Source organism: Acidovorax sp. BL-A-41-H1 (assembly GCF_051942715.1).
The window spans coordinates 448,039-469,062 of sequence record NZ_JBPVJQ010000006.1; the positions used below are offsets into that span (position 1 = coordinate 448,039).

Consider the following 21,024-nt stretch of genomic DNA (forward strand, 5'->3'; position numbering starts at 1 on the left):
AAAAAAGCCCGACTAAGCGGGCTGTGGTTGTAGGGTGCAGCGGCGGGCTAGTTCGACTAGCCACACGGCAAGCTCGGGCGGTGTGTGTTCCCGCTCGGCTTTGGTGATGTGCGGGCGGTAGTCCTGGCGCTTTCTGCTTTGGACAACATGGGTTGCCTCTCCAAGCACTAGCGGCACATCGGGTATGTCGTAGGGCTCACATCCAACGATGTAGAACCATGTGGCCTTCTCTGCCTTGTGGCCCCACCATTGCTGCGGCGCTGCCAATGTCCACCCGCCCCAAGGATCGCGCGCACCAGGTCTAGGCAGTCTCTGCGAAGGCCAAAGGGTGCTGCCAGCTGGATGCTCAAGGACGCCGCCAAACTCGCGCACCAGGGCGACTGCTAGCCGTGCTAGGTTGCGTTCGTCGGGGCGCGGATTGGCAAAGGTGCGCAGCCGTCCCCAAGCCCTGCAAGGTGGATGCGCCACCACAGGATGCGGCCCGTCATAGATCCGCGCATCGCGCTCCATGTCGTACACATCGCAGCCGGGTAGCGTCTTGTAAATCGAATCTGCCCGCGCAAACAACACTGCAACTGTCTGCATGTGCGCTCCATGAAAAAAGCCGCACTAGGCGGCTTGTTGTGGTGTGTCGGGGGTAACTTACGCTGCGATTTCTTCAAACTTCGCAGCACGCTCGGCCCACTGCTCGGCAGTAGCTCCGCGAAACTTCTTGCCAGCTGGCAGGGCGCGGGCCTTGGCTTCACCGGCACGCAGCTGCTTTGCATTGGCTGCGTACTGTGCGCGGGCTTGCTCTGGCTTGCAGCCGAAGATGCTGCACGTCTTGAGGATTTCGGGGTGATATGCAGTGGTCATGTTTACTCCAGTGCTGCTGTATTGTCGCGCCGCACTAGGCGGCTGTGTTGGGTGGGCTACTCGCCGTTATCTCAAGCACCGTCCCGGGTGGATGAAGTGGCTTTTGCCCTTAATCAGACAAGCCGCCATCCTGCTTATGCGGGCTACACCGCAGGACTCCCGCTATCGGGCGGCTTGTGTGATGCCTCTCGTTAGAAAGGCTGTGAGCTGTCAAGCAATCCTTGACTGTTGCCCCGCGTTGGCAGGGCGGTGGTTGTTACCTGCAGCGCGGCCCGTGCAACTCATCAATCGCCGAGGCGGCGCGCATCACCTCAGCCATGCGATCATTTACGGCCTGCATCAGTGTTTGGCTCTTAAACCCGTCGCGTGCCTCGCCGTACATCTCGGCGAGCTCGATGACATCCGAACAGTCCAGCACCTTGAGCAAAAAATTCACATCAGGTGGTGGTTTTCGCAAAAAAAAGCAGCCCTTCATTTCACAGGCTCTGAAATGCGACTTGCTACCACTTCCGGTGAGGAAGTGCATAGCGCAACCGCACACTGCAAAGCGATCTCTCTGGTGTACGCAACGATGTGTTCCTGACTTACTCCACAGCACCCCTCTGTGAACACACACGACGCGGCTCCATGATTCAGAAGGCTGGTGATTCCGACACGCTCGAGCGTCTTTTCTATGAGCTGGATTTCCTTGTCTGTCGCAGCTCCACAATTGCATTTCACGCTTGAATCCCATGCTGCCGGGCAGCGCTTGTCATGATCGGCTGCAGTGTCCATGCTTCTCTCCTTGGTTGAAATCAGCATGGCTCTCGGTGGAAAGCCATCTTGATTCGCCCCTGTCTCCAAGGGCTGTTCATTTCTTTTCTTGGCCTGCTCAACATGCACCACCCGATGCACTAGCTCGTCAGCCTCACACAGTGTTCCGACCCTCTGTGGTGGTCCTCGCGTCGGGGCGTTCCCTTTGCTGCTCCGCTTTGTTTGCGGCATGGGTGAATTATTAGCCTAAGCTAACCTCCTGTCAATAGCCTAGGCTAAGAAACTTTGCGAAAGTTAGCCTAGGTAGTACCATCTGGGCAACAAAAAACCGCCTCGGTGGGCGGTTGGGAGATGGTGATGAAGGACAGCGCTAGTGCTTCGATGGATCTATGGTTGCCGCAGCCAAAGCCTGCGATAAGGCCGTGGCGCAATCGGCTGGTATCGTTGACGTTAGTCGAACGTTCTGAGCGCCCTCTAGCTCATATGTCAAAGTGGCGAGCCCATGCTCAACGCGGCCAGACACCTCCCGAATGGTTAGAGCCTGAGCCCACTTCTTGACGTTCGCATCCTTCGCTTGAGGTATGGCAGTCATGAGCGTGACCAACATTGACGCCAGCAAGTCGGGCGACACAATCCCCACGCGACTACTTTTATCCGCGTAGCGCAGGCTCAACTGAAACGACCCATCCGGCAGCTCGCCCAGGTCAAAATCTTTGATTACATCCATGCTTCACCTGCAATCTAGTCTTAGCCGCCCATGCGAATCTGCAGGTCGTAGGTAGCGCCGGTGTCATCCGCGCATTCTCCGAAGCCTTGCCCGCTCATCTCGGAAAACTGGAACTGGCATCGCAAACCTATTCCATCGGCTGATCGCGCAATGATGTTTCCACCCCCGCCTGAGCTGGTGGAAACAAAGCCCGTAGAGGTGCGACCCTTGCCGACCCCGACAAAAGAGCCAAAAGAGGCGTCAGAGGCGTAGGCATATTGGCCTGTGAACACTCGCGTGCCGATGGTGATTTGCACGCCCTTGTCATTCTCGGTTGCAACGCCAGAGCCCACACCTGGCCCGCCACGCTGCTGCAAGGTCAATTTGTACGAACACGCGGAAAGCAGGGCGCACGCAAAAAGACACGCTATCGTTTTGACATTCATGGCAAGTTCCCCAAAGAAGCATCGACCACGACGCCGCACCATGCGTCGCCTGGCTGGAGCTTTAAAAACTTCTTGTCCTTGGGCCAATCCGGGTTGATTGCCTCAAGGTACGGCTCACCATCCAGCATGACATATCGCTTGAAGGTGGCCTGTTGTGTGGCCTCACGGCGCACGATGACGAATTGGTTGGGTTGTGGCGTCATATCCGGGTTGACATGCAGCACCATCCCCGCCGGAAAGCTAAAGCGCCCGCCTGGATCTTCCATGGAGTCCCCTGTGACGCGGAGCATGTACCCACACTTTCCAAGGTTCCTGGTGGAAGGTAGCCATTCTTCTGCGTCGCCGGGTTGAAATTCGTCACAAAGTTCTGTCCACATCCCAGCTTGCACCTCAGAAATCAGGGGGTAGCGGCCACGCTCGTCGGGGCCTGCAGATACGTTAGAGGCTGCGTGCTTTGGCAATACGCCCTCCGCCAGCCATGCCGGAGCCACTTCCAATTTGAAGTGCGCACATAGCTTTTCAGCGTTTGCGCGGCTGATCGTACTGACCTTTTCCGGGTTGTTGAACCAATTTGTGACGCTTGCACCTTTGACGCCGCACAGGTTTGCAATCTCGGTGTTGATACCCCGAGGGCGGGGCGGCGGGAAGCATTCCGCCAGTCTGCTTTGTAGCGTGCTCATTAGCCTAGCCTAACTTTACGTTCGTTAGCTTAGGCTTGCTTTTTATCTTAGCCTGGGCTAATATATGGTCCATGAACGTAGCAGCAACAACCATTATTGACCGCCTTGGGGGCACCGCAAAGGTGTCACGCATCTTCGGCCTCTCCATGCCAAGCGTGAGTGATTGGAAGCGTGACGGCATCCCGCAAGCCCGCGTCATGTTCCTGCGTGCAGCCCACAAGAAGCAGCTTGCCGGGGTGGACTTTGAAGCAGCCACAGCGCGTAAGGCGAAGACTCAGGAGGCCGTTTAGATGCAAATCGCCAATCGTCGTTTGTATGCACGCGCACCTAGTCAATCGCCTTGCATTGACTGCGGAAGGCCAACCAACCGCACCAAGTCCGCGAAGCGCTGCCATGCGTGCGCTGGAGTGGTTGCCCAGTTCCAAAGCACTGCGATGTATCGGGTGCAGCTGCTGATCAAACAGGGCGTGCTTGCTAAGCCAAGCGCTCATGCCTGCGTCGATTGCGGTGTTCCTGCTACTTGCTACGACCACCGCGACTACTTGAAGCCGTGGGCTGTCGAGCCCGTGTGTGACCGCTGCAACACCCTGCGCGGCCCAGCCAAGCCCACCGCTACGGCCTGAGCCATGTCCCGTCATTCGTTTCGTGTTTCGCATGAACCGGATGGTGGCTTTTTTTTGACCCAACAGGGTACTCAACCCGGTTCAAACATCATGACTTCGATTGAAGACCAGCACGAATTGGCACTGGCCCGCGCACCACAACGCGCCTCCGTGCCTCTTGAAATGATCCGCGCACAGAAGACAGCCGCAGCAGCTTTCACGCTGGCCTGCAGTGTCTCCGGGCTTGAGGACAAGGAAATCTATCTGGCTCTGTCGATTGATGCTGGGTACTTCTCCAACATCAAGAAGGGCAAGGCCACCCTGCAGGCTGATCTGGTGGCGCAGTTCTGCGAGCTGGTCGGCAACACGATTTACCCCGAGTGGTCTGCCTATCAAGTGGGCTGCACGCTCGTGATGATCAAGACAGAAGCAGAGCGCCGTGCCGAACTGGCAGAGCAGCGCGCTCAAGCCGCAGAGGCAGAGAACCGCCTGATGCGCCAACTACTGGCCGGGAGGGTTGCGGCATGAGCTTCCCCACAGCACGCCCCAAGGCAACCCCAGCGCCTTCGCCACGCATTCGCATCGTCAGCACTGACCGCCGCTATCTGGGCTTCCACATCACCAACCAAGAGCAGGGCCGCAAAGAGAACGACAAGCGCGCAGCTCTGGTGAAGGGCGGTCTATGAACTGGCAGCTCTACGTGGCCGCAAAGCTGGACTGGATCAAGCGCCATCCAGCAGCCACCCCCGAACAGTACGAAGCCGCCATGAAGGCTCTCGCAGCCAAGTTCAAGGTTTAACGGTGCCGCCTGCTACCGAAAGTGCAGGCAAAGAAAAAGCCGGTCATATGGGCTGCAACCCGACCGGCTTTCACATCAACCGAGGGAAATTATGACCCAGCAAAACTCAATCGTCAAACGTCTTCGTCGCGGCTGGACAACGGGCCTTGATGCCCTGCGCGACTGCGGGACTATGAAGCTCGCCACGCGAGTATCTGAACTGCGCCGCGCTGGCGTTGCCATTGCCGACAAGTGGGTAGAAGTCGGTGGCAAGCGCGTCAAGGCTTATCGCATCACGAAGGGCTGCTAATGGCCGGTGACTGGATCAAGATGCGGGCCAATTTGCTGACACATCCGAAAGTTGTCCGCATGTCGTCCGCATTCAATGCGGACAGGGTACGGACTGTCGGCGGACTGTATGCGGTCTGGTGTCTGTTTGACATGCACTCAGAAGACGGACTGCTTGAGGGATACACCCCGCAGGCGCTCGACGATCTGGCCGGATTGCCCGGAATTTCTGCCGCAATGCTGTCTGTGGGATGGCTGGTTCAGTCTGATCTTGGGCTGCAAACGCCTGAGTTTGAGACGCACAACGGCCAATCCGCTAAGCGCAGGGCTCAGGAAACAGAGCGCAAGCGCAACGACCGCAAATTGTCCGCATCTGGTGCGGACGAAATGCGGATCAGAGAAGAGAAGAGAAGAGAAGAAGTAATAGATACCGCTCCTTCTCCGAAGTCGCCACGCGGCACGGCTTTGCCTGCCGACTGGACTCTCCCTGATGACTGGAAAACATGGGCTGTGAACGAGCGCCCGGACGTCGACGTGGTGACGGTCGCCGAGTCGTTCCGCGACTTCTGGATTGCCAAACCCGGCAAGGACGGACGCAAGACCGATTGGCAGGCGACCTGGCGCAACTGGGTGCGCAACCAGCGTGCGCAGCCGGGGCGCAGGGCTTTGCCTGCTGGTGACGTCTGGGCAGGGGCGGTGAACTGATGGCAACCGCAGCGCTCGCGGACATGCGCCGCAAGGGTCGCTCGCCCCGCTCGGTGTGGGTGTACGTGGGCAAGCCGCCGAAGTACATCACGCAAAAGCCTGACGTCATGGTGGTGGAGCGCAACCCCAAAACCATCGACTGGCGCGCAGTGGTCAGCCTGCATGTGGATCTGGTGGAAGTCGGTAACAACGCCGCTCTGCTGCTGGAAACGCTGGACTGCATCGAAGCCGCCAAACCCAAATCAATCGGAGTCGCAAGCCGTGCCGGTGTCATCGGAATCAACGACGACCACACGCAACTCCTTCAAAAACTCATGAGGACGATCAATGCATTTCCTGTCTGACGAAATCGACTTTGCGATGTACGAGCGCGAGACAGACGCCGCCGCGAACGTCAAGCCCGCATCCCTGTGGATGGATGAACTCATCTTCAAGCTGCAGAACCCAGACCGCACGAAGAAGGTTCTTCTGCCGTGGGAGCAGACACACGGCCTGTTCGCCTTTCGCCCCGGTGAAGTTACCCTGTGGGCCGGGCAGAACGGCCACGGCAAAACCCAAGTGGTTTCGCAAGTTGTGCTGTCGCTGATGGGCCAGGAGGAAAAGGTGGTGGTGGGCAGCTTTGAGATGAAGCCCGGAACCACGCTGGCAATGATGAGCCGCATGTACGCTCAGACCAACCCGTTCAGCCCTGAGTACCAAGGCGAGGCGGGTGTGCAGGCCCTCACGGATCTGTACCAAGAGTTTGGCGAGTGGACGGATAACCGCCTGTGGGTGTACGACCGTCAAGGCACTGTTTCGGCCAATCATGTGCTGGGCATGGCCCGCTACTGCGCGAAGGAATTGGGCGTCACGCACATCGTGATTGACAGCCTGATGAAGTGCGTCATGGGCGAGGACGACTACAACGGCCAGAAGTCGTTTGTGGACGAACTGACCGCCCTGGCGCGTGACAACAACGTGCATATCCACCTGATCCACCACCTGCGCAAGCCAGCGAAGGAAACGGACATTCCCGACAAGCACGACACCAAGGGTTCCGGCGCAATCACTGACCTGGTGGACAACCTCATGCTGGTGTGGCGCAACAAGGGCAAAGAGGATGACGTGAAGGCCAAGGGCCGTGCCTCTACCAAGCTGCAAGAGCATGACGCCGCAATCCTGTGCCGCAAGCAGCGCAACGGCGAAGAAGAACCCACGATTCGGCTCTGGTTCGACAAGGACTCCAAGCAGTTCAAGGGCGACCCCAACGACCCACTCATGTACTTCCGCAATTGGCCGCACCGGGAGACAGCATGAATGAACTGTTCAACCTGTCTCAACTGGTCACCCAAGCAATCGGGCCAGATGGCCCGCTACGGCCTAGCAATCTGCCTCAAGGGCAAGCGCTGGCAGTTCTTCCCACCCCAGCACACATGCAACCAGCACAAGGCTGCTGCGGAGGATGTGACGCAAGCAAGGGTGGTTTGGCTCAACAAATCGAAGGGGTGAAGTGATGACGCAAGACGAAGTGTTCGCGATGGCTGAAGAGGTTGGCTTTTCCCTTGTCGACCTCACCGAAAGATGCGGAATCAAGATTGTGCAGAGCGAGGACGACGACCAATGGGCGCAACTGGCGAACTTCGCCGCACTGGTAGCAGCAAAGCAGCGTGAGGCGTGTGCACAGGTTTGCGAGAGCCGTTCACGCTCGCTTAGCCTCGACGCCAGCCATATATCCGCGAACGAAGCAAAAAAGTGTGCTGGAGCCATCCGCGCAAGGGGGAATGCATGAGCATCGATCTTCTGAGCGCAGATCAATTGCGTGAGCTTTTGGCCTACGACTGCGATACCGGTGTCTTTACCTGGCGTGTCACGCGAACTGGCGCGGCCACCGCTGGGTCAGTGGCTGGCTGCATTGACAACAAGGGCTACCGATGCATTTTGATTTACCGCAAGCGGTACAAGGCGCACCGCTTGGCTTGGCTGCACGTTTACGGCGCTTGGCCCTCGATGGATTTGGATCACATCAACCGCGTGAAGGATGACAACCGCATCGCCAATCTGCGCGAGGCAACAGCATCGCAAAACATGCGGAACCGTCCAATTTTCAAGAACAACACCAGCGGTTTTGTTGGTGTGAGCTTTAACAAGCGTCAAGGCAAGTGGACAGCAAAGATTTGTGCCGACGGTAAGCGCAACCACTTGGGGTATTTCCACACCGCAGAGGCCGCTCATGAAGCCTATCAGGCTCGTGCTGCCGAAATCACAGGGAGTTCCGTATGAGCGTTGTAGGCGTATTCCTCCCCGAAGGCACAGAGGCCGAAGTCTGCATAGATATCGGCAGACGCCAGCAATTGGGCAAATCTAAGTATGGAACGACCGTTGCAGAGAACCCGCTTTCCCTGCGCGAGTGGTTGAACCACGCGTATGAAGAGTGCCTAGACCAAGCGGTTTACCTCAAGCGCGCGATTGCTGAGCTTGATGCACAGGAGGGCCGTCGCAATGGCTGAAACCCTGACCGTTGAACTACACAACCGGCAGCAGGCATGGGCAGCGATCAAGGCTCAGGTGTTCCCATTCCTTGCGCAAGTGCTGCAAGGCGGGCACCGCTGGGTGCTGACGATCACCCGCCGCAAGCGCACCAGCAGACAAAACCGCCGCTATTGGGGTAACGGTGTTCTCAAGCAGATTGCAGAGCAGGCCGCACCGAATGGGAAGCTGTACCCGGCTGAGATCTGGCACGAGCAGTTCAAGCGCATGTTCATCGGAGTCATTGAACTGCCCGATGGAAGCGTGCAGGGCCTGAGCAGCACGGATCTGGACACGGCCCAGTTCTGCGAGTTCTCCGACAAGGTGGAGGCATACGCAGCTACTGAGCTGGGCGTGACCTTCTATGACTTACAGGGGCACTGATGCTGACCTACAAGAACCCCAAGGCCAAGCCCTGCGAGGTGTGCAAAACCCTGTTCGTGCCCGACCGCATGGGGCAGGTTGTCTGCCGCCCTGCGTGCGCTATGAAGAAGGTACGCCAGGCCAAGATGGAAGAGCGCGCCAAGATCAAGACGCGCAAGGAGGCCATCAAGAAGATCTCCACGCTGGAAAGCGAGTGCCGCAAGATCGTCCAAGAGATCGCCCGCATACGTGACAGGAACGATGGGTGCATCTCATGCCACATGGGGCCGAACTACGGCGGCATATGGCACGGCTCCCACTACCGCGCCCACGGCGGCTGTTCATCCCTGCAATTCAACCTGTGGAACATCCACAAGGCTTGCGAGCAGTGCAACTACTTCAAGGGCGGCAACCGCGAAGGGTTCATCAAGGGCTTGCTCATTAAGCCTGGCTACGGCCCTGAGCGCATCGAGTGGCTCGACAACCAACCCAAGTCGCAGAAGTTCAGCCGGGAATACCTCTACCGGTTCAAGGAAGTGATGGGCAAGCGCCTGCGCCGCATGAGGAAGCTGAAAGAGGTGAAGGCATGAGGTGCCCCACATGTCAGACCTACACCGAAGTGCTGGAGACCCGGCAAAGGGATGACGGCAGCAAGTACCGCCGCTACCAATGCGCAAACCTTCACCGCTTCACGACGACAGAAACCCCAGTGACAAAGGAGAGCCATGAAAAACGAGCAACACGAAATCCTCGACTCTCTGCTGTCGGAGTGGCATAGCTGGGCACGCGCTGAAAAGCTCCAACCCTCCCGGACGGCTGACCCAATGTTTCGCAACGCCAAAAGCTGTAAGGGATGGGACAGCACCACAGATGTGATTGACGACGAGCTGCGCAGCAAGACCATGAAGGCGATTGACTTCCAGGTGTGCGAGATGAAAGATCCGCACCGGTCTGCCATCTACATCCACGCCCGCAACTGCTGCACAGGTCACAAGGTATGGCTGTCACCGCGTTTGCCTTCCGATCCGATGGAGCGTGCTGTGATCCTCATGGAGGCAAAGAACGAGCTAACGCGGCGGCTTTTGAGCGCCGGAGTGATGTGAAAACACTACCCGTAGTGATTGCAATGCACATCTTTTTTCAATACGATTGCGCCGGGTTGCATAGGTGCGTCCAAAATTCGTGACCTATGACTGATCTCAAAGACCTGGTGTTCCAAGTAGCACCATCCCCGACGCCGTTCTATCGCTTTGACCGAACAGCCCGCCGCAAGCTCACCAAGCAGCACGGCCAGTCGGGAAGAGCAAGACGCCGCAGGATGGCAAAGCCGCTCAGTTTCACCGCATACAAGGATTTTCCTGTGTACGAGTGGATCAGGGACACATTCCCCGGCAAGCGATTGCCCAAGCCTAAGAAGGCTGTCATTTCTGGATTCGTAAGCTAGGATAGACCTAGACACACAAGCCCGCAGGTTAGCGCCTAGCGGGCTTTTTTGCGTTCGCGGGCCTGCCAGTCACACATATCGGTCTCTGTACCTCTGTGGCAGCGCCCGCACCCTTCACCCCCGCACGGACTGTCAGCCAGCGATAGCTGCTCACGGGTAAATGAGCGGACTCCTTAGCCGAAAGCTCGGTGCTGGAAAGCGACGGCATCACCCAGCCCGCAAGGGTAGTCCTATGGGTGCTTACTTTAATTCGGACAATCCGACTGGAACCCGAGCCATGGAAATAAAAACCAAGAGAAAACCGACCGGCGCAGCCGCCATGGGTGCAGGCCCCGGTCGTCCCAAGGGCATGCCGAACAAGGTCACGACCGAGTTTCGCGAGACTGTCCGCAAGCTGCTCGATGACAACGCAGACAACGTGGGCACATGGATCGCGCAAGTCGCAGAGGGCCACGGCGAGAACAAGGCCGACCCTGCCAAAGCGCTTGACCTGCTTGCCAAGCTGGCCGAGTTCGCGGCTCCGAAGCTAGGACGTGTGGAGCATGTAGGCGATGGTGGCGGGCCAGTCTTGCAAGAGATCGTCATCAAGGTAGTGGATGCGGATCACGGCTGAGTTTCCTCGGAAGCTCACATTCCTATTCACACCCGCTCGATACAAGGTAGCCCATGGCGGGCGCGGTTCCGGTAAGTCTTGGGCCTTCGCCCGCGCATTGATCCTGCTGGCCGCACAGAAGCCATTGCGCATCTTGTGTGGCCGCGAAGTGCAGAAGTCCATCAAAGACTCAGTTCACCGCCTGCTGACCGACCAGATACAGGCATTGGGCTTGGGTACATCGTTCGATGTGCTGGAGTCAGAGATACGCGGCAAGAACGGCAGCTTGTTCCTGTTCGCAGGCTTGAGCCAGCACACGGTCGAATCAATCAAGTCGTTTGAAGGTGTGGACATTTGCTGGCTTGAAGAAGCCCAGGTGATCACGAAGCGTTCGTATGACGTGCTACTGCCCACGATCCGCAAGGATGGGTCGGAGGTGTGGCTCAGTCTGAACCCGGACATGGAGACGGACGAGACCTATCAGCGGTTTGTGGCGAATCCACCGCCTAACGCATTGGTCGAACAAGTGAACTGGAAGGACAACCCTTGGTTTCCTTCTGTGCTTGAGGCGGAACGCCAAGAGACATTGCGCCGCGACCCTGACAGCTACGAGAACATTTGGGAGGGCAAGCCCAAGCGAGTCGCAGAGGGTGCGATATACGCGCTTGAGATTGACCAGGCGTATGCGCAGAGCCGGGTGCGGTCTGTTCCGTATGACCCGCTGCTGAGTGTTCATCTGGTGTGGGACTTGGGCTGGAATGACTCGATGACCATCGGGTTCTTTCAGCGCTCGGGTGCTGAGGTTCGTTGTATTGAGTACATAGAGGACTCATTCCGCACACTGGATTGGTACATCGCCGAGGTTGAAAAGCGGCCCTATCGCATCGGGACGTACTTCATCCCGCACGACGGCGCCTCGGGCAACTACCTGACCGGCAAGAGCACCGAAGAGATATTGAAAGCCATGGGCAAGGACGTTGTTGTCCTGCCTCGCATGAGCATCGAAGAAGGCATCAAGGCCACGCGGATGATGTTTCCGCGCACGTACTTTGACCAAGAGAAAACAGGCGCTTTGCTGGAGCATTTGAAGCGCTACCGGCGAACGATCAACCTGCGCACGAATGAGCCAGGCGCGCCACTTCACGACGAACACAGCCACGGCGCGGACATGTTCCGTTACGCAGGCATGGCAGTTGACCAGATGGGCAATGCAGAAGCATCCAAGCCCATCCAATACAAGAGAAAGCCACTGATATGAAAGAACAACTGCGCGAGCTGTTGAAGGGCGTAGCCATGGGCCGCCCTGCGTCTGCCGAGGCATTGGCTGATCTGCTGGCTGATGTGTTGGACGGCAAGCAAGTGCCTGCAACTGCGACTGTTGAAGTCGAACTGCCCAAGAAGAAGGCCAGCAAGTGAAGCGCATGGACGACGAGGCTCTGCTGAACCACCTCCAGACCTTGGAGGAAGATTCGGCGGCATTCGTGTGGGGTGCGCTTGGTGGCGAGCGCGAGAAGGCCCAGCGCGAGTATTTCCGCATGCCCTACGGCAATGAGGAAGACGGCTGGTCGTCCATTGTCACCAGTGACGTGCAAGACACCGTGGAATGGATCTTGCCGCAGCTGCTGGACATATTCGCTGCTACTGATTCCATCGTGTCGTTTGAGCCCACCAAGGCCGAGGACGTGAAGGGCGCAGAGCAAGCGACTGACACTTGCAATTACGTCTTCACCAAAAAGAATGACGGCTTCCTGATCCTTTACACAGCGATCAAGGACGCATTGCTGGTCAAGAACGGTGCCGTTCACTGGCGCAAGGAAACCAAGCGCCGCAAGGTCAAGACTCCGCTGCGTGGCGTGAGCGAGATGCAGCTGACGATGGCGCTGGAGCAGGGGGGCGAACTGCTCAACGCCGAGCCAGTGGGCCAAGTGCAAGACCCCATGACGGGCGAAGCGCTGACCATCTACAACGCCACACTTGAGCAGGAAGAAACGACCCAAGAGATCAAGGTAGAAGCCTTCCCCCCCGAGGATCTGCTGGTCAAGCGCGATTGGACCAAGCCGCTCTTGCACGATTGCCCGTACGTCGCCCGCATCATGCGCGTGACGCTCTCCGACCTGGTGGAGATGGGCTACACCGATGTGACGGCAGAAGACCTGGCCGGATCGGACGACCCCAGCGAATCGGCAGACGCAGAGTTCCGCACTTCGCGCTTGAGCCAGAACGGTGACGCCTACGAAGACGACACCATGGTCAGTGTCGAAGACGACTCGCTGACTGAAGGCTATCTGCGCATCGAGTATGTGCTGGTGGACTATGACGGCGACGGCATTGCCGAACGTCGCTGCATCTACCGCTTGAAGAACAAGATCCTCAAGAACGAGGAAGAGTCACACGTCCCGATTGCTACCGCGTCCCCTATTCTGGTTGCTCACCGCTGGGACGGCATGAGCATTGCCGAGACAGTCAGCGACATTCAGCAGCTCAAGACGGAAATGACCCGTCAGATGTTGAACTCGCTGTATCTGGCGAACACGCCGCGCACGAAGGTGCTGACCGATGCGCAAGGCTCGCCAATGGCGAACATCGATGACCTGCTGGACAACAGGCCGGGCGGTGTTCTGCGCACCAAGAGCATGGACGGCTTGCAAGAGTACGTCACGCCCTTTGTGGGTGGGCAAACCCTGCCAATCCTTGAGTACGTCGATGCCATGCGCGAGAACCGCACAGGTGTGACGCGCTACTCGCAGGGCTTGGGCGCGGATGGTCTGGAAAAGACGAATGGCGAATCAGCCCGATTGATGAACGCTAGCCAGATGCGCATCAAGCTGATCGCTCGCATCATGGCCGAATGCCTGGTGAAGCCGATCTTCCAAGGCATCTTGAAGCTGCTGACCGAAGGCGACATGCAGAAGATCGCCTTCCGCCTGCGCAATGACTTCGTGGAGTACGACCCGCAAGAGTGGCGCGATTCGTATGACATGACGATCAATGTGGGCCTTGGCACTGGCGACAAGGACATGCAGCTGCGCCACCTGAGCGCGATCTTCCAATCGCAGATGGCGTTGGCCCAGTCTCCTTTTGGCCCTGCGCTGATCGACCCGACCAAGATTTACAACACGCAAGCCAAGCTGGTGGAGAACGCAGGCTTTAAGAACGTGGGCGACTTCTGGAAAGACCCCGCGAAAGAACCGCCACCACCACAGCAGCCTCCACCACCACCGCCGCAAGTGCTGGTCAAGCAGATGGAGCTTGCAGCAGATGCCCAGAAGTTCCAAGCCGAACAGCAACTGACCATGCAGCGTGAATCGTTGCAGGCTGAGGCAAAGCAGCGCGAGACGCAGATGCAGCTTGAGCTACAAGCCGCAAACGATGCCCGCGATGCAGAGCGCGAACAGTTGATGGCAATGCACAAGCAGCAGCTTGCCATGGCGCAGTTGGAGTTGGATCGCTACAAGACGGACGCCGACAACAAGACGAAGATCATCACGGCCCGCATTGCACACCCTGAATCGCAGTTGACGGGCTTGGAGATCAACCCAGAGACCGGCGAAGTATGGGAGAAGCCCGACCCCATGGATTCGGTCATGCAGGCCCTTGGCGCGCTCGTGGAGCAGTCCAACGCACCAAAGGCAATCGTTCGTGATGAGACCGGCAAGGTCGTTGGCGTTCAGCAAGGCTCACAGATGCGAACAGTTGTGCGGGATGAATCCGGCAAAGTGATTGGAGTGCAGTAAATGGACAACGTAACCCTGCCCGGCGCAGGCGATGTGGTAGCGACCGACGATGTGGGCGGTGTGCAGTATCAGGTAGTGAAGCTGGACATTGGCGGCGATGGGGCATCGTCCCGCATCTCTGCTGCCAATCCTCTGCCCATCACGTCTGCATCTGCCTACGCCGAGGACTCCCCACACATATCGGGTGCGACCGGCAATCTGATGCTCGCAATCCGCTCGGATAACGACTTGCCGACCGCGAACGATGGCGACTACACCATTCTCAAGATGGATGAAGAAGGCCGGTTGAAGGTCGCCAGCAAGCCCGCCAGTTATGCGCCGACCGTTGGCAATGTGACGAGCGCCACCAGCACGGTATTCGTGAACACGGAGCGGTTCTCCAACCTGATGATTCACTGCAAAGGCACGTTTGCGGGCGTGAATGCCACATTCGAGGGCTCGCTCGACTCGACCAACGGCACGGACGGCACTTGGTTTGGTGTGCAAGCCATCCGCTCCAACGCGAACACGATTGAAACCACCACTGGCGTGCTGGGTGCAGCGCCTGCGTATGCGTGGGAACTGTCGGTCAACGCCATGAGGTGGTTCCGGGTCCGCGCGTCCGCTTGGACCTCCGGCACTCAGGTGTGGACGATGATCCCCGGCACCTACGCTACAGAGCCTATTCCAGCCGCTCAGATCAGCGGCACACAGCCGGTATCGGGAACTGTCACCGCGACGGTAACGGGCGGCACGGTACTGCCTGTCACGCCTACCACCCTGTTTACCAACAGCGCGGCCACAACGAATGCAACGCTGGTCAAGAACACGGCAGGCACGCTCTGGAGCATCGCGGTAAGCAACACCAATGCCGCCTCACGGCTCCTCAAACTGTTCAACCTGACCACCGCCCCGACTGTCGGCACATCCACGCCGGTTTTCACCGTTGCTATCCCATCGGGCGGCACGGTGCTGGTCAACGGTGGATCGAACGGTATCCGCTTCGGTACTGGTATCTCTCTGGCGATCACTGGCGCTGCCGGGGACTTGGACACCACCGCCATTGGCGCTGGCGAAGTCAAAGTAGCAACCACGTACACCTAAATGCTGCTCCTACTCTTCGCGCAAACAGGCGAGACGCCGCCCGAAGAAGAAGCGCCACCCCGCAACGCGGGGTTTGAGATGGGCGCGCAGATCGTCTATCGCAAGACGTATCTGCAAGAGGTGCTTGAAGCAAGGGCCGAACGGTTCAAGCCCAAGGGCCGCAGGGCAAAGAAGCGCGCCCAGGTCATCGAAGTGGAAGCCGCGCAAGCTGTGTTGGCGGGAGATGGCGAACAGAAGCTGAAAACGCTCATGCGCCAGTGGCAGGCCCAAGCGCCTGAGATGCCCAAGGCCGATACGCCCGATGTGTACCAGTTGTTTCTTGCGCAGGTTGCCTTCTGGGTGCGCCGCGTTCAGGAAGAGCAAGAGCAAGACGAAGAGGACGCGCTGATCGCGCTACTGACATGACCAACCAACAGATTGCCCAAAAGGGTTTCGAAGCATCGCAAGTGCTGGACAACCCTGCTTACAAGGCAGCGATGGAAGCCCTGCGCACTGATGTCGTCGATGCGTGGAAGAAATGCCCAGTGCGTGACAAAGAGGGCCAAGTCCTGTTGCTGCAACTGGCAAAGCTGACCGACAAGTTCGAGAGCGTCCTGTCCGGGATGGTGGAAGGCGGCAAGTTCGCCCAACGCCAGTTGGAACTGGACGACATGAGAAACGAAAGCACAGCCAAAAAGCTGATGCGCCGCGTTTTGTAGACAAGCCACCTTGTCTTTTTGGGGCAACCGCAGTGATGCGACCCCGTAGCCCTTCCGGTGGCTTTGGAAGGGTTCAGAGCGAAAGCAAAACATGGACGGACAAGCTGTAACGGCACCCGGTAGTTTGGATGACCTCGCGTCGTTTCTTGAGGACAAGCCCTTAGAGGCCCCTGATGAACAAGAAGACGACGCACAACCTCAGACGGACTCGCAAGAGGACCCCGACGAGGACGAAAGCGCAGTTGATGAATCCGAAGCAGAAGCCTCGGAGGAAGACGCCGAAGATCAACCAAGCGCAATTTTCAAAGTCACTGTCAAAGGCGAAGACGGTGCTGATCAAACCCTGGAGGTTGATCAAAAAGAGCTGATTGCAGGCTATCAGCGCCAGCGCGACTACACGGTCAAGACGCAGGCACTGGCAGAACGCGAACGGCAAGCCTTCGAAGTGGTCACGTCTGAGATTGAGAAGTCTCGCAACCACTACATGCAGCAGGCCCAACTGGCTCACGCCGCAGTCCGAGAGCTTGCAGGCTTGCGATCAGCGGAGGAAATGGCTGTCCTGGCGCAGACCGACCCCTCTTTGTGGGTGCAGGAGCAACAGCGCACAGCCCTCGTGCAAAGCCGTTTGCAGCAGCTCCAGCAAGGGATGCAGACAGAGCAAATGCAGTCACAGCAAATGCAGGCGCAACAACGCCAGCAGCTGTTTCAGCGCGCATGGGGCGTCCTCCAAGAGAAGGGCATCGACAAGCCCAAGCTGGCAGGGATTTATCAGGAAGCGTCGAAGCGTTACGGCTTTGGTGAACAAGAGTTCGCCAACGTCTACGACCCGCGCCTGGTGCTTGCCCTGCGTGATGCGGTGGCGTATCGCGCCCTGCACGACAAAAAGCCAGCAGTACAGCAGAAGGCGCAATCCGCGCCGAAGTTGCCTGCGACCAAACAACCCGTAGCCCGCTCGGAAACCAAGATCAAACAGCTCGAAACGCGATTTGCCCGCAAGGGTGGCGCAAAGCTGGATGACCTGGCGGCCTACCTGTCGGCCACTGGCCGGTAAAGGAATCGAGAAATGCCACAACCAGCAAATACCTTTGACCGTTACGACGTCAACAACTCCGTACGTGAAGACCTGATCGACAAGATCTTCAACACGTCGCCCGAAGAAACCCCCGTGACCTCCGGTCTGGGCAAGTCCACCGCATCGAACACCTACCACGAGTGGCAGCGTGATTCGCTCGCAGCTGCGAACAAAGACAACGCCCTGATCGACGGTGACGACTTCGCAGGCTCTGCCCTGACCGGCACTGAGCGCGTGGGCAACTACTGCCAGATCTTCAGCAAGCAGCCTGTGGTCTCGCGTCGCGCTGACATCGTCAACAAGGCCGGTCAGAAGACCGCCATGGCCTACCAGACGGCCAAGATGATGAAGGAGATGAAGCGCGACATGGAAGCCGCTGTGCTGTCCAACAACGTCGCCGTGGCGGGTAACTCCACCACTGCATCGAAGCTGGCCGGTCTGGGCGCGATGATCTACACCAACACCTCGCACGGTGCTGGCGGCTCGACTCCATCGCACACGTCGGGTGCTGCTACCGTGGCCCCTACGCCTGGCACGGGTCGCGCCTTCACGGAAACACTGCTCAAGACGGTGGTGCAATCGACCTACACACAGAGCGGGATGATCCCCCGTCAAGTGGTCATGTCGCCCAACCACAAGACGCTGTTCTCTGCGTTCACGGGTATCGCGGTCAACCGCTACCAGGTGGGCAAGAAGGAACAGGGTCGCATCATCGGCGGTGCTGACGTTTACATGTCCGACTTCGGCGAACTGGAAATCGTCCCGCACTACATCATGAGCGGCGCGACCACGGTATTTGGTGTGAACCCCGAGTACGCCTCGATGGCGTTCCTTGACGGCTTCAAGCCCAAGGAAATCGGCGACACCGGCGACAGCAAGAAGAAGCTGATCACCGCTGACGTGACCCTGCGTCTTGACGCAGAAAAGGCGATGTTCAAGATCGCCGACCTGACCGCCTAAACGGTCGCAAGAGAGGGGGGCTTCGGCCCCCCTTTGTCGTTATGCATCCGTCGCGAGACGCTGCAAGGGGAAGCTATGAATCTTGTCGGCATGTCGCCCACGGGCTATGCGGAGAACGTCACGGTAGACGAAGGCGTCAACGCTTTCGGCGTGCGTCAGCAAGTCCACTTTGAGGGTGATTCGGTCATTGTCCAAAAGACCTACGACGCCGCGCCACACCTTGAACACGCCCGCATTGCGCGGGAATCGACAGAGGGCAAGCGATGGGGAGAGGGCAAGATGATCGGCCACATTCCACCCGTTGAATACGCCCGCATCTCGGTCATTCGCGACCCTGCCGAACGCAGGAAAGCAATCATGACCTTCTTGCGTGAGAACCCTGCGTTTGTGATGTTTGATCGGGCGCTCAAGTGATCACCGATTACGCATCCCTGCAAGCGGAAGTCATCTCGGAATCGCACCGCACAGACCTGGCAGACAAGATCCCGAGTTTCATCCAGCGCGCTGAACGCGAGATGTCTCGCCAACTGCCGTTGCGGGCATTTGAGACGGCTGTGACCGGTACCAGCACCGGAACGATTGCACTGCCTGCCGACTTCGATCAGGTGGAACTGCTGGTGCTGAACTCCAACGGGCGCGAGTACCCGATGGACTACACGTCACCCAACGGGGTCAGCGCATACGTCAGCGGCAACCCCAACCGCTACACGGTACTGGACGGCGAAATCAAGTTCATCGCTCCCACAGGTGGGCAATACACGCTGAACTACCTGCGAAAGCTGGTGCCGCTTTCGGACACGACAACGACCAACTTTCTGCTGACTGAACACCCAGACGCCTACCTGTACGGCACGTTGGTACAGCTTCACCTTTACACGCGCGACGACGCAGAGGCCAACAAATATGCGCCCATGTTCAACATGGTCATGAGTCAGATCGCATCGCAGGACGCACGCAAACGCCTACCCGCAGCGGGCGCGATGCAGATCAAGCCACGGAGCTATCGATGACCGTCGAAACCGCAACATTCATCAGCCAGCTAGACACCACGCTGCCTACCGCTGCCGACCTCATCAGCGAAGGTGACGACCATATCCGGCTGACAAAGACTGTCCTGAAAACGCAGTTCCCCAACTTCGGCACCACGGCTGTCACAGCCTCTGCGACCGAACTGAACTACTGCGTAGGCGTCACGTCAGCCATTCAACCCCAGTTCACCGCCAAGGCGAACAAGGCAGGCGAAACCTACACAGGCACGCACAACTACAGCGGAGCCACAGCGGTCACGCTTCCTGCCGCAACCACGATTGGCGTGGTCACTGCGGCTGAACTGCTGCGCCTTGCTGGTGTTACCTCACCGCTGCAAACGCAGATTGATAGCAAGGGCGCTATTTCCGGACAGACGTGGACAGGCACGCACAACTACACCGGGGCGACGATCACTGTGCCCACGGCTACCGCAGGTGATGCCACGAACAACGCCGCATCCACTGCGTTCGTATCGGCCACGGCCTTCTCTGCTGCGCTGCCAGGTCAGTCGGGCAACGCAGGGCGTTTCGTGACTACAAACGGCACCGTTGCAAGCTGGGCCAGTGTGACGGGCGCGGTTGTTGTGATTTCGACGCCGACCAATGCCGTCAGAGGTAGCCATTACGTCTTCACGGCGTCCACCACGCTGACGCTCCCCTCGTCGCCATCTCCTGGTGATTGGGTGCGCTTTAGCAATCGCAGCGGAACGGTTAGCCCTGTGATTGCCAGGAACGGTCAAAACATCATGGGGCTGGCCGAAGATTTGACGATTGACGCCACCCACGCCCCCGGTTTGCTGGTGTTTGCAGATGCAACGAGAGGATGGGTTTTCGCATGAGCAATTTGTCTCAGTTCTTCGCAGGCGGCGAGCCTCCCTATTGGGTAAGCGGCTCCACATATTCGCAAGGCCGCATCGTGCGATCTCCAGCGGATCAGCAAAGATATGTCCGCATAGTTGCTGGCGCTGGTACGACCGACCCAAGCGCAGACAGCACCAATTGGCGGCCCGATGGGATGAGCGCTATCAAGTCTATTCAGCGTGGCGTTTTGAGCGCTTCAGGGGCTGCTTCCGCTACAGCCACGATTTCGTCAGTCAACGTCAGCAAATCCATCTTGATTGATTTGGGGCAGACGGCCTCGGGCACAGGGGTCAACGTATGCGCCCGGCTTGAGCTGACCAACAGCACAACCCTGACCGCGACGCGAGCGTCTGCTGCGTCGGACACCGCCGTTAGCTGGCAGCTTGTGGAGTATTTCTGATGCCTTATTACGCACAACTTAACGGCAATGGCGTTGTGACCTCAGTCACGGAAACCGCAGCCGTTCTTCCTGCTGCTGCAAATCTGGTGTTGGTCGATGGACTGCGCAGCGATCTTCTGGGGCAGACGTACAACGCGATCACGCAGCAATTCACCCCGCCCGCTGCTGTTCCCGCCCTACGCCACGTCATCAAATTGGCCTTTCGTAACCGCTTCACGCGCGCTGAAAAGGTCGCGCTCGAAATGGCTGCGCTGGATAACCCTGCAGCCAGCCTGGCCCAGCGCCAGCAGTCCGCAGCGCTGCGCGCAGACCTGAAAGACCAAGAGGGCGCGACCTTTATTGATCTAGACCACGCAGACCTTCGGACGGGCGTGCAGGCGCTGGAGGCCGCTGGGTTGATCGCCGCGGGCCGTGCTCTGCAGATCCTTGACGCCCCTGTGCAAGAGATTGAACGCTTCCGGGGCGGTTGAC

36 protein-coding genes are annotated in these 21,024 nt (G+C 58.4%); 30 read left to right on the top strand and 6 right to left on the bottom strand.

The genetic code is table 11. The features are described from left to right. Positions 1-12: 12 nt before the first annotated feature. The 6 genes from ACTPOI_RS15265 to ACTPOI_RS15290 form a co-directional block, all read right to left on the bottom strand. A complete protein-coding gene (locus ACTPOI_RS15265; RefSeq protein ID WP_440110263.1) occupies positions 13-585 on the bottom strand; it encodes a hypothetical protein in 573 nt (190 codons plus the stop codon). Between the two features lie 57 nt (positions 586-642). Continuing rightward, positions 643-855, bottom strand: a complete 213-nt coding sequence (locus ACTPOI_RS15270; protein WP_440110265.1) for a hypothetical protein — start codon at positions 853-855, stop codon at positions 643-645. Between the two features lie 256 nt (positions 856-1,111). Further along, complete coding sequence (locus ACTPOI_RS15275; RefSeq protein WP_440110267.1) at positions 1,112-1,381, bottom strand: hypothetical protein; 270 nt, start codon at positions 1,379-1,381, stop codon at positions 1,112-1,114. 597 nt (positions 1,382-1,978) lie between these two features. Beyond that, the gene (locus tag ACTPOI_RS15280) at positions 1,979-2,335 is read right to left on the bottom strand and encodes a hypothetical protein (protein WP_440110269.1); all 357 of its coding nucleotides are present in this window, start codon (positions 2,333-2,335) and stop codon (positions 1,979-1,981) included. Positions 2,336-2,355: 20 nt separating this feature from the next. Beyond that, positions 2,356-2,760: a hypothetical protein gene (locus ACTPOI_RS15285; protein WP_440110271.1), complete on the bottom strand. Its 405-nt coding sequence runs from the start codon at positions 2,758-2,760 to the stop codon at positions 2,356-2,358. Next, on the bottom strand, positions 2,757-3,440 hold the full coding sequence (locus tag ACTPOI_RS15290; RefSeq protein ID WP_440110273.1) for a LexA family protein: 684 nt from the start codon (positions 3,438-3,440) through the stop codon (positions 2,757-2,759). The genes ACTPOI_RS15285 and ACTPOI_RS15290 overlap by 4 nt, the downstream gene beginning before the upstream one ends. Positions 3,441-3,511: 71 nt before the next feature. Between ACTPOI_RS15290 and ACTPOI_RS15295 the strand changes: the two genes are divergently transcribed. The 30 genes from ACTPOI_RS15295 to ACTPOI_RS15440 all read left to right on the top strand — a co-directional run bounded on the left by ACTPOI_RS15295 (position 3,512) and on the right by ACTPOI_RS15440 (position 21,023). Then, positions 3,512-3,730 carry a hypothetical protein gene (locus tag ACTPOI_RS15295; RefSeq protein ID WP_440110275.1) on the top strand — a complete coding sequence of 73 codons (219 nt, stop codon included), beginning with the start codon at positions 3,512-3,514 and terminating at the stop codon, positions 3,728-3,730. A gap of 336 nt (positions 3,731-4,066) precedes the next feature. Beyond that, on the top strand, positions 4,067-4,570 hold the full coding sequence (locus tag ACTPOI_RS15300) for a transcriptional regulator (protein ID WP_440110277.1): 504 nt from the start codon (positions 4,067-4,069) through the stop codon (positions 4,568-4,570). Beyond that, the gene (locus ACTPOI_RS15305; RefSeq protein ID WP_440110279.1) at positions 4,567-4,728 is read left to right on the top strand and encodes a hypothetical protein; all 162 of its coding nucleotides are present in this window, start codon (positions 4,567-4,569) and stop codon (positions 4,726-4,728) included. The genes ACTPOI_RS15300 and ACTPOI_RS15305 overlap by 4 nt, the downstream gene beginning before the upstream one ends. Before the next feature lie 204 nt (positions 4,729-4,932). After that, a complete protein-coding gene (locus ACTPOI_RS15310) occupies positions 4,933-5,130 on the top strand; it encodes a helix-turn-helix domain-containing protein (RefSeq protein WP_440110281.1) in 198 nt (65 codons plus the stop codon). Beyond that, the gene (locus tag ACTPOI_RS15315) at positions 5,130-5,813 is read left to right on the top strand and encodes a hypothetical protein (protein ID WP_440110283.1); all 684 of its coding nucleotides are present in this window, start codon (positions 5,130-5,132) and stop codon (positions 5,811-5,813) included. The genes ACTPOI_RS15310 and ACTPOI_RS15315 overlap by 1 nt, the downstream gene beginning before the upstream one ends. Continuing rightward, positions 5,813-6,157, top strand: a complete 345-nt coding sequence (locus ACTPOI_RS15320; RefSeq protein ID WP_440110285.1) for a hypothetical protein — start codon at positions 5,813-5,815, stop codon at positions 6,155-6,157. Before ACTPOI_RS15315 ends, ACTPOI_RS15320 begins: the two co-directional genes overlap by 1 nt. Beyond that, the gene (locus ACTPOI_RS15325; protein ID WP_440110287.1) at positions 6,141-7,109 is read left to right on the top strand and encodes a DnaB-like helicase C-terminal domain-containing protein; all 969 of its coding nucleotides are present in this window, start codon (positions 6,141-6,143) and stop codon (positions 7,107-7,109) included. The genes ACTPOI_RS15320 and ACTPOI_RS15325 overlap by 17 nt, the downstream gene beginning before the upstream one ends. Further along, the gene (locus tag ACTPOI_RS15330; RefSeq protein ID WP_440110289.1) at positions 7,106-7,306 is read left to right on the top strand and encodes a hypothetical protein; all 201 of its coding nucleotides are present in this window, start codon (positions 7,106-7,108) and stop codon (positions 7,304-7,306) included. Before ACTPOI_RS15325 ends, ACTPOI_RS15330 begins: the two co-directional genes overlap by 4 nt. Further along, positions 7,306-7,581: a hypothetical protein gene (locus ACTPOI_RS15335; RefSeq protein ID WP_440110291.1), complete on the top strand. Its 276-nt coding sequence runs from the start codon at positions 7,306-7,308 to the stop codon at positions 7,579-7,581. Before ACTPOI_RS15330 ends, ACTPOI_RS15335 begins: the two co-directional genes overlap by 1 nt. Beyond that, the gene (locus tag ACTPOI_RS15340; RefSeq protein ID WP_440110293.1) at positions 7,578-8,072 is read left to right on the top strand and encodes an HNH endonuclease; all 495 of its coding nucleotides are present in this window, start codon (positions 7,578-7,580) and stop codon (positions 8,070-8,072) included. Before ACTPOI_RS15335 ends, ACTPOI_RS15340 begins: the two co-directional genes overlap by 4 nt. After that, complete coding sequence (locus ACTPOI_RS15345; protein WP_440110295.1) at positions 8,069-8,299, top strand: hypothetical protein; 231 nt, start codon at positions 8,069-8,071, stop codon at positions 8,297-8,299. Before ACTPOI_RS15340 ends, ACTPOI_RS15345 begins: the two co-directional genes overlap by 4 nt. Beyond that, positions 8,292-8,702 (top strand): recombination protein NinB, encoded by a 411-nt coding sequence (locus ACTPOI_RS15350; protein WP_440110297.1) that lies wholly within the window; start codon positions 8,292-8,294, stop codon positions 8,700-8,702. Before ACTPOI_RS15345 ends, ACTPOI_RS15350 begins: the two co-directional genes overlap by 8 nt. Then, entirely contained in the window at positions 8,702-9,271 is a 570-nt protein-coding gene (locus ACTPOI_RS15355; protein ID WP_440110299.1) for a recombination protein NinG, read from the top strand. Before ACTPOI_RS15350 ends, ACTPOI_RS15355 begins: the two co-directional genes overlap by 1 nt. After that, positions 9,268-9,459 carry an NrdR family transcriptional regulator gene (locus tag ACTPOI_RS15360; protein WP_440110301.1) on the top strand — a complete coding sequence of 64 codons (192 nt, stop codon included), beginning with the start codon at positions 9,268-9,270 and terminating at the stop codon, positions 9,457-9,459. The genes ACTPOI_RS15355 and ACTPOI_RS15360 overlap by 4 nt, the downstream gene beginning before the upstream one ends. Then, on the top strand, positions 9,407-9,784 hold the full coding sequence (locus tag ACTPOI_RS15365; RefSeq protein ID WP_440110303.1) for a hypothetical protein: 378 nt from the start codon (positions 9,407-9,409) through the stop codon (positions 9,782-9,784). Before ACTPOI_RS15360 ends, ACTPOI_RS15365 begins: the two co-directional genes overlap by 53 nt. An 86-nt stretch (positions 9,785-9,870) precedes the next feature. Then, positions 9,871-10,125, top strand: a complete 255-nt coding sequence (locus ACTPOI_RS15370; protein WP_440110305.1) for a hypothetical protein — start codon at positions 9,871-9,873, stop codon at positions 10,123-10,125. A gap of 277 nt (positions 10,126-10,402) precedes the next feature. Continuing rightward, a complete protein-coding gene (locus ACTPOI_RS15375; protein WP_440110307.1) occupies positions 10,403-10,738 on the top strand; it encodes a hypothetical protein in 336 nt (111 codons plus the stop codon). Next, a complete protein-coding gene (locus ACTPOI_RS15380) occupies positions 10,722-11,975 on the top strand; it encodes a PBSX family phage terminase large subunit (protein ID WP_440110309.1) in 1,254 nt (417 codons plus the stop codon). The genes ACTPOI_RS15375 and ACTPOI_RS15380 overlap by 17 nt, the downstream gene beginning before the upstream one ends. Beyond that, entirely contained in the window at positions 11,972-12,133 is a 162-nt protein-coding gene (locus tag ACTPOI_RS15385) for a hypothetical protein (protein WP_440110311.1), read from the top strand. Before ACTPOI_RS15380 ends, ACTPOI_RS15385 begins: the two co-directional genes overlap by 4 nt. A 5-nt stretch (positions 12,134-12,138) precedes the next feature. Further along, positions 12,139-14,451, top strand: coding sequence for a portal protein (locus tag ACTPOI_RS15390; protein WP_440112636.1), 2,313 nt, complete (start codon positions 12,139-12,141; stop codon positions 14,449-14,451). Next, positions 14,452-15,534, top strand: coding sequence for a hypothetical protein (locus ACTPOI_RS15395; protein WP_440110313.1), 1,083 nt, complete (start codon positions 14,452-14,454; stop codon positions 15,532-15,534). After that, a complete protein-coding gene (locus ACTPOI_RS15400; RefSeq protein ID WP_440110315.1) occupies positions 15,535-15,939 on the top strand; it encodes a hypothetical protein in 405 nt (134 codons plus the stop codon). It begins immediately after the preceding gene. Continuing rightward, entirely contained in the window at positions 15,936-16,232 is a 297-nt protein-coding gene (locus tag ACTPOI_RS15405) for a hypothetical protein (RefSeq protein WP_440110317.1), read from the top strand. The genes ACTPOI_RS15400 and ACTPOI_RS15405 overlap by 4 nt, the downstream gene beginning before the upstream one ends. Before the next feature lie 91 nt (positions 16,233-16,323). Next, on the top strand, positions 16,324-17,283 hold the full coding sequence (locus ACTPOI_RS15410; protein WP_440110319.1) for a hypothetical protein: 960 nt from the start codon (positions 16,324-16,326) through the stop codon (positions 17,281-17,283). 12 nt (positions 17,284-17,295) lie between these two features. Next, the gene (locus ACTPOI_RS15415; protein WP_440110321.1) at positions 17,296-18,264 is read left to right on the top strand and encodes an SU10 major capsid protein; all 969 of its coding nucleotides are present in this window, start codon (positions 17,296-17,298) and stop codon (positions 18,262-18,264) included. Positions 18,265-18,339: 75 nt separating this feature from the next. After that, a complete protein-coding gene (locus tag ACTPOI_RS15420) occupies positions 18,340-18,678 on the top strand; it encodes a hypothetical protein (RefSeq protein WP_440110323.1) in 339 nt (112 codons plus the stop codon). Then, positions 18,675-19,274 (top strand): phage adaptor protein, encoded by a 600-nt coding sequence (locus ACTPOI_RS15425; RefSeq protein ID WP_440110325.1) that lies wholly within the window; start codon positions 18,675-18,677, stop codon positions 19,272-19,274. The genes ACTPOI_RS15420 and ACTPOI_RS15425 overlap by 4 nt, the downstream gene beginning before the upstream one ends. Continuing rightward, on the top strand, positions 19,271-20,131 hold the full coding sequence (locus ACTPOI_RS15430; RefSeq protein WP_440110327.1) for a hypothetical protein: 861 nt from the start codon (positions 19,271-19,273) through the stop codon (positions 20,129-20,131). The genes ACTPOI_RS15425 and ACTPOI_RS15430 overlap by 4 nt, the downstream gene beginning before the upstream one ends. Further along, positions 20,128-20,553, top strand: a complete 426-nt coding sequence (locus ACTPOI_RS15435) for a hypothetical protein (RefSeq protein ID WP_440110329.1) — start codon at positions 20,128-20,130, stop codon at positions 20,551-20,553. The genes ACTPOI_RS15430 and ACTPOI_RS15435 overlap by 4 nt, the downstream gene beginning before the upstream one ends. Next, a complete protein-coding gene (locus tag ACTPOI_RS15440; protein ID WP_440110331.1) occupies positions 20,553-21,023 on the top strand; it encodes a hypothetical protein in 471 nt (156 codons plus the stop codon). Before ACTPOI_RS15435 ends, ACTPOI_RS15440 begins: the two co-directional genes overlap by 1 nt. The last annotated feature ends 1 nt before the right edge of the window (position 21,024 follow it).

Bases quoted from the DNA above. Each gene is read 5' to 3' on its own strand.
- ACTPOI_RS15280 (WP_440110269.1), bottom strand. From the start codon at position 2,335: ATGGATGTAATCAAAGATTTTGACCTGGGCGAGCTGCCGGATGGGTCG.
- ACTPOI_RS15375 (WP_440110307.1), top strand. From the start codon at position 10,403: ATGGAAATAAAAACCAAGAGAAAACCGACCGGCGCAGCCGCCATGGGT.
- ACTPOI_RS15290 (WP_440110273.1), bottom strand. From the start codon at position 3,440: ATGAGCACGCTACAAAGCAGACTGGCGGAATGCTTCCCGCCGCCCCGC.
- ACTPOI_RS15335 (WP_440110291.1), top strand. From the start codon at position 7,306: ATGACGCAAGACGAAGTGTTCGCGATGGCTGAAGAGGTTGGCTTTTCC.
- ACTPOI_RS15270 (WP_440110265.1), bottom strand. From the start codon at position 855: ATGACCACTGCATATCACCCCGAAATCCTCAAGACGTGCAGCATCTTC.
- ACTPOI_RS15415 (WP_440110321.1), top strand. From the start codon at position 17,296: ATGCCACAACCAGCAAATACCTTTGACCGTTACGACGTCAACAACTCC.
- ACTPOI_RS15330 (WP_440110289.1), top strand. From the start codon at position 7,106: ATGAATGAACTGTTCAACCTGTCTCAACTGGTCACCCAAGCAATCGGG.
- ACTPOI_RS15380 (WP_440110309.1), top strand. From the start codon at position 10,722: ATGCGGATCACGGCTGAGTTTCCTCGGAAGCTCACATTCCTATTCACA.
- ACTPOI_RS15275 (WP_440110267.1), bottom strand. From the start codon at position 1,381: ATGCACTTCCTCACCGGAAGTGGTAGCAAGTCGCATTTCAGAGCCTGT.
- ACTPOI_RS15435 (WP_440110329.1), top strand. From the start codon at position 20,128: ATGAGCAATTTGTCTCAGTTCTTCGCAGGCGGCGAGCCTCCCTATTGG.
- ACTPOI_RS15285 (WP_440110271.1), bottom strand. From the start codon at position 2,760: ATGAATGTCAAAACGATAGCGTGTCTTTTTGCGTGCGCCCTGCTTTCC.
- ACTPOI_RS15340 (WP_440110293.1), top strand. From the start codon at position 7,578: ATGAGCATCGATCTTCTGAGCGCAGATCAATTGCGTGAGCTTTTGGCC.
- ACTPOI_RS15400 (WP_440110315.1), top strand. From the start codon at position 15,535: ATGCTGCTCCTACTCTTCGCGCAAACAGGCGAGACGCCGCCCGAAGAA.
- ACTPOI_RS15305 (WP_440110279.1), top strand. From the start codon at position 4,567: ATGAGCTTCCCCACAGCACGCCCCAAGGCAACCCCAGCGCCTTCGCCA.
- ACTPOI_RS15420 (WP_440110323.1), top strand. From the start codon at position 18,340: ATGAATCTTGTCGGCATGTCGCCCACGGGCTATGCGGAGAACGTCACG.
- ACTPOI_RS15395 (WP_440110313.1), top strand. From the start codon at position 14,452: ATGGACAACGTAACCCTGCCCGGCGCAGGCGATGTGGTAGCGACCGAC.
- ACTPOI_RS15365 (WP_440110303.1), top strand. From the start codon at position 9,407: ATGAAAAACGAGCAACACGAAATCCTCGACTCTCTGCTGTCGGAGTGG.
- ACTPOI_RS15350 (WP_440110297.1), top strand. From the start codon at position 8,292: ATGGCTGAAACCCTGACCGTTGAACTACACAACCGGCAGCAGGCATGG.
- ACTPOI_RS15320 (WP_440110285.1), top strand. From the start codon at position 5,813: ATGGCAACCGCAGCGCTCGCGGACATGCGCCGCAAGGGTCGCTCGCCC.
- ACTPOI_RS15360 (WP_440110301.1), top strand. From the start codon at position 9,268: ATGAGGTGCCCCACATGTCAGACCTACACCGAAGTGCTGGAGACCCGG.
- ACTPOI_RS15315 (WP_440110283.1), top strand. From the start codon at position 5,130: ATGGCCGGTGACTGGATCAAGATGCGGGCCAATTTGCTGACACATCCG.
- ACTPOI_RS15410 (WP_440110319.1), top strand. From the start codon at position 16,324: ATGGACGGACAAGCTGTAACGGCACCCGGTAGTTTGGATGACCTCGCG.
- ACTPOI_RS15345 (WP_440110295.1), top strand. From the start codon at position 8,069: ATGAGCGTTGTAGGCGTATTCCTCCCCGAAGGCACAGAGGCCGAAGTC.
- ACTPOI_RS15265 (WP_440110263.1), bottom strand. From the start codon at position 585: ATGCAGACAGTTGCAGTGTTGTTTGCGCGGGCAGATTCGATTTACAAG.
- ACTPOI_RS15405 (WP_440110317.1), top strand. From the start codon at position 15,936: ATGACCAACCAACAGATTGCCCAAAAGGGTTTCGAAGCATCGCAAGTG.
- ACTPOI_RS15310 (WP_440110281.1), top strand. From the start codon at position 4,933: ATGACCCAGCAAAACTCAATCGTCAAACGTCTTCGTCGCGGCTGGACA.
- ACTPOI_RS15385 (WP_440110311.1), top strand. From the start codon at position 11,972: ATGAAAGAACAACTGCGCGAGCTGTTGAAGGGCGTAGCCATGGGCCGC.
- ACTPOI_RS15295 (WP_440110275.1), top strand. From the start codon at position 3,512: ATGAACGTAGCAGCAACAACCATTATTGACCGCCTTGGGGGCACCGCA.
- ACTPOI_RS15390 (WP_440112636.1), top strand. From the start codon at position 12,139: ATGGACGACGAGGCTCTGCTGAACCACCTCCAGACCTTGGAGGAAGAT.
- ACTPOI_RS15430 (WP_440110327.1), top strand. From the start codon at position 19,271: ATGACCGTCGAAACCGCAACATTCATCAGCCAGCTAGACACCACGCTG.
- ACTPOI_RS15440 (WP_440110331.1), top strand. From the start codon at position 20,553: ATGCCTTATTACGCACAACTTAACGGCAATGGCGTTGTGACCTCAGTC.
- ACTPOI_RS15325 (WP_440110287.1), top strand. From the start codon at position 6,141: ATGCATTTCCTGTCTGACGAAATCGACTTTGCGATGTACGAGCGCGAG.
- ACTPOI_RS15370 (WP_440110305.1), top strand. From the start codon at position 9,871: ATGACTGATCTCAAAGACCTGGTGTTCCAAGTAGCACCATCCCCGACG.
- ACTPOI_RS15300 (WP_440110277.1), top strand. From the start codon at position 4,067: ATGTCCCGTCATTCGTTTCGTGTTTCGCATGAACCGGATGGTGGCTTT.
- ACTPOI_RS15355 (WP_440110299.1), top strand. From the start codon at position 8,702: ATGCTGACCTACAAGAACCCCAAGGCCAAGCCCTGCGAGGTGTGCAAA.